Origin of the sequence: Neobacillus drentensis (genome assembly GCF_036965425.1) — a bacterium.
GTDB classification, from domain to species: Bacteria; Bacillota; Bacilli; order Bacillales; family Cytobacillaceae; genus Neobacillus; species Neobacillus drentensis_F.
This window is the reverse complement of record NZ_JBALPP010000018.1, coordinates 23733-33124: the sequence shown is the minus strand read 5'-3', so window position 1 is coordinate 33124 and position 9392 is coordinate 23733. Positions and strand designations below refer to the sequence as shown.

The 9392-nt window shown below is 37.3% G+C and carries 8 protein-coding genes; 7 read left to right on the top strand and 1 reads right to left on the bottom strand.

Going from position 1 to position 9392, the window contains the following annotated elements; all coding sequences use genetic code 11:
* The first annotated feature begins 251 nt into the window (after nt 1-251).
* From adhE to V7161_RS05090, 5 genes are all read left to right on the top strand, one after another.
* Nucleotides 252-2855: a bifunctional acetaldehyde-CoA/alcohol dehydrogenase gene (adhE, locus tag V7161_RS05110; protein ID WP_335442802.1), complete on the top strand. Its 2604-nt coding sequence runs from the start codon at nt 252-254 to the stop codon at nt 2853-2855.
* Nucleotides 2856-3022: 167 nt separating this feature from the next.
* Nucleotides 3023-4654: a long-chain-fatty-acid--CoA ligase gene (locus V7161_RS05105; RefSeq protein ID WP_335442801.1), complete on the top strand. Its 1632-nt coding sequence runs from the start codon at nt 3023-3025 to the stop codon at nt 4652-4654.
* A 148-nt stretch (nt 4655-4802) separates the two neighbouring features.
* The gene (locus V7161_RS05100) at nt 4803-5483 is read left to right on the top strand and encodes a hypothetical protein (protein ID WP_335442799.1); all 681 of its coding nucleotides are present in this window, start codon (nt 4803-4805) and stop codon (nt 5481-5483) included.
* Nucleotides 5484-5501: 18 nt separating this feature from the next.
* Entirely contained in the window at nt 5502-6080 is a 579-nt protein-coding gene (locus V7161_RS05095) for a polyhydroxyalkanoate biosynthesis repressor PhaR (protein WP_335442797.1), read from the top strand.
* Nucleotides 6081-6103: 23 nt separating this feature from the next.
* Nucleotides 6104-7183, top strand: coding sequence for an alpha/beta fold hydrolase (locus V7161_RS05090; protein ID WP_335442796.1), 1080 nt, complete (start codon nt 6104-6106; stop codon nt 7181-7183).
* A 62-nt stretch (nt 7184-7245) separates the two neighbouring features.
* Here V7161_RS05090 and V7161_RS05085 read toward each other — a convergent pair whose 3' ends face one another.
* On the bottom strand, nt 7246-8028 hold the full coding sequence (locus V7161_RS05085; protein ID WP_335442794.1) for an alpha/beta fold hydrolase: 783 nt from the start codon (nt 8026-8028) through the stop codon (nt 7246-7248).
* A 148-nt stretch (nt 8029-8176) separates the two neighbouring features.
* On the opposite strand from V7161_RS05085, the gene phaQ reads away from it, so the two are divergent.
* Both phaQ and V7161_RS05075 read left to right on the top strand, forming a co-directional pair.
* Complete coding sequence (phaQ, locus tag V7161_RS05080) at nt 8177-8614, top strand: poly-beta-hydroxybutyrate-responsive repressor (protein ID WP_335442792.1); 438 nt, start codon at nt 8177-8179, stop codon at nt 8612-8614.
* Nucleotides 8595-9191 carry a hypothetical protein gene (locus tag V7161_RS05075; RefSeq protein ID WP_335442791.1) on the top strand — a complete coding sequence of 199 codons (597 nt, stop codon included), beginning with the start codon at nt 8595-8597 and terminating at the stop codon, nt 9189-9191. The genes phaQ and V7161_RS05075 overlap by 20 nt, the downstream gene beginning before the upstream one ends.
* The last annotated feature ends 201 nt before the right edge of the window (nt 9192-9392 follow it).

The window sequence follows — 9392 nt, the reverse complement described above, 5'->3', positions numbered from 1 at the left end:
CCATAAGTGGAATATCTACTGGATTGCGTAATAAAGGTTGATAAAGTAAACACAAACTCAAGAACATGAGTTTGTGTTTTTTTTATTTGTCCTTTTATAGATATTATCGTTCGCTGATGATTGTGAACAATTTATGAATTATGAAAAAATGAATGGTTATTCATTTATTTCTGCGTAAAATTCGACAAAATTTGCAGAGGAGACCATGATATATTTTAGCCAGAATAATAGATAATCTGGAGGGATGCTAAATGTCAGTGAAGGAAAAAGTGGTACAAGAAAATCATGATGTTGCTCTTATGATTGACGTCTTAGGAAATAATGGAGCAAAAGCTCTGAGTGAATTCCGCTGTTACAATCAAGAAATGGTGGATAAAATCGTAAAAGAAATGGCGTTGACTGCACTTGAACACCATAAGGAGCTAGCGAAGCTTGCAGTAGAAGAAACAAAAAGAGGTGTTTATGAAGATAAAGTCTTTAAAAATATGTTTGCGACGGAATGCATCTATAACAACATTAGGGACATGAAAACCGTAGGTGTGATAAGTGAAAATGAGAATGAAGGCATGGTTGAGATGGCCGAGCCAGTTGGTGTAATCGCAGGTGTCATCCCGATTACAAATCCAACTTCGACAGTTATTTTTAAATCGTTAATTTCACTTAAAACAAGAAATCCAATCATCTTTGCCTTTCCTAAATATGCTCAGAAATGCTGTGTCAGAACTGCAGAATTGCTAAAGGAAGCAGCGATACATGCAGGTGCTCCTGAAAATAGCATCCAGTGGATTGAAGTTCCATCTCATGAAGCCTTTCAAGCCTTAATGAAGCATCCAAAGATATCTCTCATCCTTGCAACGGGAGGACCTAACTTAGTAACGGCAGCCTATCGTTCAGGAAAACCGGCTCTTGGCGTCGGCGCTGGGAATGTGCCTTGTTACATTGAAAAAACAGCCAATATTAAACGGGCGGTCAACGACCTTATTTTATCCAAAACATTTGATAATGGCATGATTTGTGCCTCTGAGCAAGCACTTATTATCGACCAAGTGATTTATGATGAAGTTAGACAGGAGCTAATTGAAAACCAGTGTTATTTCTTAAATGAAGAAGAACGTTTAATGGTTGAGCGGATTGCGATTGAACCAAAGACGGCATCACTTAATCCAATGATTGTCGGGTTGCCCGCAGCCATGATTGCAAAAATGGCAGGTGTAAATGTTCCAGTAAATACTAAAATATTAATGGCTGAAATTAAAGGAGTAGGGCCGAACTATCCATTATCCTGTGAAAAATTAAGCCCAATTTTGGCTTGTTACATGGTTAATAGCTTTGCAGAAGGATTACGAATTGCCGAAGAAACACTCGAATATGGAGGCCTTGGTCATTCAGCGGCAATTCATACATCGGATCAGGATGCTATCGATGCTTTTGCCCTTCGAATGAAAGCGGGACGAATAATTGTTAATACACCATCAACCCATGGAGCGATTGGTGATATCTATAATACATCTTTACCGTCCTTAACAATTGGATGCGGGACTTATGGAGGGAACTCTGTGTCACAAAACGTAGGAGCAGCTAATTTAATTAACATTAAAACAGTAGCAAAAAGAAGAACCATAACGCAGTGGTTTAAAGTGCCGTCACAGATTTTCTTTGAAAAGAACTCCATTCAAACTCTTGCATCCATTCCAGCCATTTCAAAGGCATATATTGTGACGAGCGGCAGCCCTGTAAAAAATGGCTATGTAGATAAAGTTCTGTATTATTTAAACAAGAATCCTAATAAAATCCAATTCGAAACCTTTTCTGACATTGAACCGGAGCCAAGTGTTGAAACGGTCATGAGCGGTGCAGACCGGATGAGAAAGTTTGGGCCGGATTGTATCATTGCTCTTGGCGGCGGTTCCGTAATGGATGCGGCAAAAGCAATGTGGCTGTTTTACGAACACCCAGAAACTGACTTTCACTACTTAACCCAAAAATTCTTTGATCCAAGCAAGCGGGTGGTTAAATTCCCGCTGCTCCGTGATAAGGCAAAATTTATTGCGATACCGACCACTTCAGGAACAGGATCAGAAGTTACTGCCTTCTCAGTCATCACAGATAAGAAAACAAATAGGAAATACCCGCTCGCTGATATGCAGATGACACCAGATGTTGCGATTGTAGATCCACAATTTGTTATGACAGTCCCAAGCAATGTAACGGCAGATACCGGAATGGATGTTTTGACACATGCAATTGAAGCATATGTTTCGGTGTTAGCGAATGATTATACTGATGGATTGGCTTTAAAAGCGATTCAATTGGTTTTTGAATATTTACCAAGGGCATACAGGGATGGCAGTGATGAACTTGCCCGTGAAAAGATTCATAATGCCTCATCGATTGCGGGAATGGCCTTTGCTAATTCCTTCCTTGGAATTAATCATAGTCTCGCCCATGTGCTTGGCGCTGAATTTAATATTCCGCACGGACGTGCCAACGCGATAATGCTGCCGCATGTCATTCGTTTTAACGCCATGAAGCCAAATAAATTTATGACATTCCCGAAATATGAGCATTTCATCGCAGACAAGCGCTATGCGGAATTGGCTAAAATGCTTGGCCTTCCTGCCAGCACTAATGAAGAAGGGGTGGAAAGCTTAATAACAGCAATTATTAAGCTGGCCGAAGCATTAGATATGCCACCGAGCATCAAAGCGGCTGGCGTTGATAAAACAGAGTTTGAAAGCAAAGTAAATGAACTTGCTGAACATGCCTTCCATGACCAAGATACAATTCCAAATCCTAAATTACCGCTTGTTAGTGAACTTGCGAGAATTTACCGTTTAGCTTTTGAAGGATTATAAAATTCAGAAATGATTAATCAGTCTCAGTTCTCTGGGACTGATTAATTACCGAATATTTTGTGAACAACACAGTTTCAATTATCAAAATCTATTCAAATTCTCTTATAATTTAGTTGATTACAACTTCTTCCATATTTATATCGAAGAAGAATTGGGAGGGAAAAAATGTGGATTATCAGAAAAAACCTTGGTTAAAATTTTATGATACTAGAATCAATGAACATGTTTCAATTGAGTATGAATCGTTATTTGACCTACTGAAGCAGGCATCAAACATTCACAACGAAAAACCTGCATTAACTTTTAGGGGAAGGTCCTGGAGCTATAAAGAATCAAGAATGATTTCTGAGTGGTTGGCAGCCTCGTTTTATCGGGTTGGATTTAAAAAGAGAGATCGGATTGCGATTATGCTCCCGAACTGTCCTCACTACATATTTACCCTTTTTGCGAGTTTCCGATTAGGAGGCATCTCTGTTCAAGTTAATCCGATGTATGTAGAAAGAGAAATCGAATATGTTTTAAATGATTCTGAAGCTGAACATATGGTTGTGTTTGAGGCTCTTTATCCTAGGGTTAAGCAGGTTCAGCCAAAAACCTCATTGAAAAAAATAATTGTTGTAGGGTTTGGCGGAAATAGAATTCAGTTAGCTGACGGTGATTGTTATTTTGAAGACTTTTTAACCCATGATAATGTCATTCCCGAGATTCCAATCGACATAAAAGAGGATGTGGCCATTTTACAATACACTGGTGGTACAACCGGTGTATCTAAGGGGGTTATGCTAACTCACCATAATTTATTAGCTAATATTATTCAGATATGTGATTTTACGTATAATGCTGTTGATGAAAAACCAGAAAACTTTAAAATCATCAGTGTCCTTCCAATGTTCCATGTATTTGGTTTATCTTGCAATGCTCTCTCTGCCATAAGAATTGGCTGCAACCAATTGATTTTACCTCGATTTGACGTTAATGAGTTATTAGAGCTCATTAAACGAGAAAAGCCATTCAAGCTGACAGCGGTACCAACGATGATATTTGCACTAAATAGTCATCCCAATTTAGAGGAAAGTAATATTGGCGATATTTATTATTTAGGAAGCGGCGGGGCTCCTCTGCCGATTGAGCAAGTAAAAATGTTTGAAAAAAGAGTAGGTGCAAGATTAGTTGATGGCTACGGACTTTCTGAAACCTCGCCATCCGCCATATCCACGCCTCCGTTCCTTCCGAGAAAATTAGGGAGTGTCGGGATACCGTTGCCAGGCACAGAAGCGAGAATTGTAAAGGAAACGGAAGTTGGTTTTGTAAATGTCCCTGTTGGAGAAGCTGGTGAACTTATTCTCCGCGGACCGCAAGTAATGAAAGGATATTGGAAACGTCCAATTGATACTGAAATGGTCTTGAAAGATGGATGGTTATTTACAGGTGATATTGCCAAAATGGATGAAGATGGATATTTCTATATCCTAGACCGTAAAAAAGATATTATTATTGCTAGCGGTTATAACGTATATCCACGTGAAATTGAGGAAGTGCTATATCAGCATGAAGCGGTCGAGGAGGCCATTGTTGTGGGCATTCCGGATACTTACAGAGGAGAATCCGTCAAGGCGTTTATAAAATTAAAACCAGATGCTTTTATAACACCGGATAAAATAATTGAATATGCGAAATTGAATCTTGCTCCTTATAAGGTACCTAAAGAAATTGAAATACTCGATGATCTGCCTAAATCCTCTGTAGGTAAGTTGTTTAGAAGAATGCTACGCAAAGAGGAAGAAAGAGCTCAAGTATAGTTTAATTAGATGCATAAATCCAATTTACCTCAAGATGAATGGGTGCAGTTCCCATTTACTCAGACTTCATTTTTAGACCCCGAAAGAAATTCACCAAGATTTCAAAACAAATCTTAAATATAAAAATTCTTTAAAGGATGTGAGTAATATGGCTTCTAAAAAGGATAACGAAAAAGAATCATTAAAAGAGACTAAAACGAGAAAGAAAAAACAAGAAGTTGACGAGACAATAGAAACGGTAAAAGGACCAGCAGTTGAAAAGGCAGATGAAATATCACTTTCTAGTTTGGACTTGATTTGGAGACATGCATTCCGTGAATTAGATGAATGGGTAAAGGGTGTTGAAAATCGTGATGAAGCCTTTTTAAAAAAGATTATTCTATTATCTGATAGTGTCAAACGGAATCAAGGGAATTTAAAAGCAATAGCCGAGCAATTTACAAGGGAATTTGCTGAATGGGAAAAGACTGCGCGGGATGAATTTTTGATGTCAACTACCGCGCTGCAGCATTTCTTTCCGATTCAGTCATATGAGAATATTAATGTACAAATTGATGAAATTCAAAAAAAAGCAGTTTCGCTTTTAAATACGACGTGTCAAACTATTGGGAATTTCCAGGTGATTGAGAAATATCTAGAAATGATTGAACAATTTATGGTTTTAAGGAAAAAAGGAAGAATGCAATATATCAAAACTGTGAAACAAGCTGGAAATCTGCTCTATGAAAATCAAAAAGGGTTTGTCAATTTTTTTGCTAGGCAAATTAAAGCTCTGAGGTTCCCGCTGAATAAATACATGGAAAAAACAGAGGAACTTACAAATTCATAATTCAAGGAGTGCTGCGGCATGTCAAGTGAAAAAAATTTTGATCCATTATTTGGATTCAAGCAGTTGAGTGGAATGTGGGACAAACAAATAAATGACTTATTATATAAGCTGACAGACAATAAAGAATTTGTTCGCACAGCAAGTTTCGGCCTCAACACCTATTCCTTTTACCTAGAACGAATTAGAAAAAACCAAGAGCTTATTGCGGTTTTAATGAATTTCCCGACAAAGAAAGATATCGCTAATGCCGCAAAGCTTTCTATTCAAACGGAAGAAAAAATTGATATATTAGAAGAACAAATTTGGAATTTACAAGACAGTGTTAGCTCCATTACTAAACAAAATTTAGGAATGTTTGAAGAAGTAGTAAATATTGTCATGCAAATGAAGAATGAATTCAAAAAGATGACTCAAGAGCTGGCAGAAAATCAAAAAATTAAAGATGACCTCCAAGAATTGCGGAAGGAAATAGATCTGTTAAAGAGTATCAAAATGGATTTAGGTATTATTGAAAAAGATAGGGAAAAGGTGAAAAAAGAATCGGAAAAAAAGCAGGAGAAAGATCTAGTACTTACGGGTGCTAATATAACTAAATAATATTGAAAGGAGCAATGAAAATAATGAGTACAAAAGCACTGGGAACCAACTTTATTCCACTCTTAAACTTGGAAAAAGAAACGAAGCGTTGGAACCAACTTTATAAAATTATGACCAAACCCAAACCAGAAATAATACCCACACCACGTCAATGTGTTTGGAAAAAAAATAAAACAACTTTATGGTATCATCCTGCAAAGGAAAAAAAGCATGCAGTTCCAGTATTTTTAATTTACTCTCTGTTGAATAAGGTGTACATTTTAGACGTTGGTGAAGGTAGCAGCGTTGTCGGCGGTCTTACAGCACGAGGCTATGATGTTTACCTGTTGGATTGGGGTTCTCCCGGTCTTGAAGATTCCGACATTACTCTAGACAATTATATCATTGATTATTTGGAAAACTCGCTTAAAAGAGCTTTAAGACACTCAGGTGCAAAGGAAATATCACTGGCCGGATACTGCCTAGGCGGAACAATAGCAGCCATCCTGGCTTCAATAACAAAATTACCAATTAAGAATTTATCACTTGCTGCTGTTCCAATTGATTTCAGTTTTGGTATCGTTCCTGATAAGTGGCTGGAGGGGCTGCAAAAAGGAGAGCTAAGTTTTGACCGCTTTGCTGACGCCCATGAGACGATTCCATCTGAATTTCTGTATTTAATGTTTAGGATGCTATCACCAAGTTATGGAAGTCCTAGAATGAACCTGATAAGCCGGGCACATGATGACAAATATGTTGAAAAATGGCGCAGAATGGATAAATGGACAAAGGATACTGCTTCGTTTGCAGGTGCAGCATTCAAGCAGTTGTTCAATGACCTTTATAAGGATAATAAACTCTTAAAGGGAGAATTGGTGATTGGCAGCAGGAAAGTAGATTTAAAGAATATTAGGTGTCCGCTTTTCGTCTTTTCTTGTTCACGCGATACACTTGTCTTAGAGCAGCAAAGCCTTCCGGTGATGGACCTTGTTTCAAGTGAGGATAAAACCTTTGAAGTTTATGAAGGTGGACATGTTTCACTAGCACTGACAGGAGTGTTTGCTGAAATTTGGGACAAATGGCTTTCGGCTCGTTCACAGGAAATTCAAGAGGTACTTGTATAATTTTTATATTTTACGAATAAATTATAAGCGGGAAGGATTATAATCCTACCCGCTTATCTTTTTTAAGCAGCATGGTTTTGCTGGGTAAGGAAATTCCTAAGCAGACTATTAAACCGGTTCTTTACTTCCAGTTTAGCAAGATGACCAGTATTCCTCATTATGATAAACTTAGAATGAGGAATTAACTTATGCATACATGCTTGAATCCAAACAGGTAAAACGGAATCATATTGAGAGCCGATAATTAGGGTGGGTACCTGTATCTTAGGTAACAAGGAAAGATTATTTACTTCCAGACAGGTCTTCAAAGAATCAATGAAAATCTGATGCTTTGGCCGGAAAATGTGGCTGAAATTTTCCATAATACCTTGATTCCAAGAGTAAAGGGCCATATGTGCTAAATGTTCAATTTGACTGCCTGATGAGGATAGGGATTCAAACTTTGCTTTCCGATTTTCAAAGAATATCCTTTTAAGTTTTTTAGGGAAATAATGGAATGTGCTTATCAACAAGAGAGAACGGACTAGGGAGGGTTCCTGGCGGTAGATTTCCTGAGCAACTGCTCCACCCATTGATAGACCAAGAATGTGGGCGTTTTCAATTTCTAATTCTTTAAGTAAGCCAATGACGTCAGCAGCAAAATTTTGAATAGTAATTCCCTCAGTTTTGGTACATTCTCCATGACCGCGTAAGTCTGGAATAATCAACTCAAATTGGTCGGCTAGTTCAAATTGATTATGCCATCCTTCTTTAACTTCACCCAGACCATGAATCAGGACCAATGGTTGCCCGCTGCCAAAATGCATATATGGAACACCAGATTTACTAAATTTTGCTTCTTCCATTTTACACCACCTTATCATTTTTAATAAGTTTATAACCCTGTTTAGTAAATTGTAAACAATTAAATTCAAGTTTTAATAATATTTATTTACAAGATTGACAAAATATTACTTATAGGTGTAAAATACACATAGGTGAGGTGATAAAGATATGGTAAACCAAGATAAACAAACTGTTAATCCATCAAAAAACTTTGTTATGCCATTTATTTTATTGCTTCTTAGCAAGGTTTCTCTTCACGGGTATGAACTAAGCCAGAAGCTAGAGGCATTCGGGTTTAAGACGCTTGATCAGGGGAATTTATATAGGCTCCTAAGACAACTGGAAAAGGACGAGCTTGTATCTTCAGAATGGGATACAACAGGAACAGGTCCTGCTAAGAGAAGATATTCAATAACAAAAGCTGGTGTTACATACTTAAAAGGCTATGCGAATCAATTAGAAACATATCAATCGCTATTGGATCAATTTTTCAAAATGTATACTAGTTTCTTTGAGCTCTATCTCCCTTCGTTTCAAAAGAAGGATCCAATAGAGAAAGTAAATAATAGTAGGAGGAGGAAGGACAATGGCACAGAAGAAAAATGAAGCAGCAGCTGTGAAAGAAAAAGAGCTGCCATTAGTAGAGGAATCAGAAGCTTTGGGTTCTTTTGTAAACACATTTTGGGACCAATATGAGCAGTCTCAGGAACGTGCAGAAAAGGCTCGCGAAAACCGTGAGGATGCCTATATTAATGCATTGAAAGAAGTCATCAAATTCAATAAGCAATACAGAAAATCCATTGCAAAATTGTACGATCAATCGAAAAAGACCAATAATGAAATGACAACTGAGCTATTGCATCAAATCAATTCCCGTAAAGAGGCCATCAAAGAGGTAGCTGTAACCAATAACGACCGTGAAGACTTTAAAGCACAATTAAAAGAGGTTACAGGACAGTTAGAGAAACTCGCGCTAACTCCAATTAAATCTTTCATTTATGTTGTGGACCAATTAGAGGATAATTTAGAAAAAAGTGCTGAAGCTAGTGTTGCCTATGCAAGGGAAAGGCGTAATGCGTGGCTCCAAGTTCGAAAGGACTATGTTAAACTTGCAAGAAATACTCATTTTAATCTTGTAGAACGTGGAAAGAATAGTTTTAGAGAACTGGTAAAAACACAGTAAAGTCTTTCAAAAATAAAAGGAGAAATATCCAGCATTGAGACAAAATCATAACTACTTAAAACATTGAAAGCCACAATCTCTAGCCAAATCAAGGGATTGTGGTTTTTTATTTAATAAAATTTGTTAATACCCAAAAATTCCAAAGTTGAAATAAAATTGTAATATTAAAAATACTTATTAGCCCAAATATGATGTTATACT

What these genes read in the sequence shown, in the direction of transcription:
- adhE (WP_335442802.1), top strand. Translation starts at nt 252, where the DNA reads ATGTCAGTGAAGGAAAAAGTGGTACAAGAAAATCATGATGTTGCTCTT.
- V7161_RS05100 (WP_335442799.1), top strand. Translation starts at nt 4,803, where the DNA reads ATGGCTTCTAAAAAGGATAACGAAAAAGAATCATTAAAAGAGACTAAA.
- V7161_RS05095 (WP_335442797.1), top strand. Translation starts at nt 5,502, where the DNA reads ATGTCAAGTGAAAAAAATTTTGATCCATTATTTGGATTCAAGCAGTTG.
- V7161_RS05090 (WP_335442796.1), top strand. Translation starts at nt 6,104, where the DNA reads ATGAGTACAAAAGCACTGGGAACCAACTTTATTCCACTCTTAAACTTG.
- V7161_RS05085 (WP_335442794.1), bottom strand. Translation starts at nt 8,028, where the DNA reads ATGGAAGAAGCAAAATTTAGTAAATCTGGTGTTCCATATATGCATTTT.
- phaQ (WP_335442792.1), top strand. Translation starts at nt 8,177, where the DNA reads ATGGTAAACCAAGATAAACAAACTGTTAATCCATCAAAAAACTTTGTT.
- V7161_RS05075 (WP_335442791.1), top strand. Translation starts at nt 8,595, where the DNA reads ATGGCACAGAAGAAAAATGAAGCAGCAGCTGTGAAAGAAAAAGAGCTG.